The organism is uncultured Kocuria sp., from assembly GCF_947500125.1.
Classification (GTDB): domain Bacteria; phylum Actinomycetota; class Actinomycetes; order Actinomycetales; family Micrococcaceae; genus Kocuria.
On record NZ_CANMRA010000091.1, the window covers coordinates 1 to 530 of the forward strand.

Consider the following 530-nt stretch of genomic DNA (forward strand, 5'->3'; position numbering starts at 1 on the left):
GGGCCGGCCTCGTCCAGGGGTCGGTGGCGGAAGGACTCCACGTGCTCGTCGAGGTCGGTGGCCATGCGCGAGACCTGGGACTTCGACAGGGAGTTGATGCCCAGGGTCTTCACCAGCTTGTCCATCCGACGGGTCGAGACCCCGGCGAGGTAACAGTCGGCGACCACGGTGATCAGCGCGGACTCAGCCCGTTTGCGCCGCTCCAGCAACCACTCGGGGAAGTAGGTGCCGGTGCGCAGTTTCGGCACGGCGACGTCGATCGTGCCGATGCGGGTGTCGAGGTCGCGGTGGCGGTAGCCGTTGCGCTGCGCAGACCGGGTCGGGGTGGGCTTGCCCCATTCGGCGCCGACCACCGCCTCGGCATCAGCAGACAAGAGAGCGTTGATCACCGTCTGCAACAAGCTGCGCATCAGATCCGGGGACGCGTCGGACAGGGCTTCGCCGAGCAGGCCAGCAGGGTCGACAATATGAGGAGCGGTCATCGTGATGATGTCCTTTCGAGGGTGCTGTGAGAGGTGAACTCGAAAGAT

The 530-nt window shown here is 65.7% G+C and carries 1 protein-coding gene; it reads right to left on the bottom strand.

Translation table 11 applies throughout. The annotated features are described in order from the left end of the window. Positions 1-482, bottom strand: a 482-nt coding sequence (locus Q0817_RS19980; protein WP_298592242.1) for a transposase, incomplete at its 3' end; no start/stop codon positions are given. Positions 483-530: the final 48 nt, after the last annotated feature.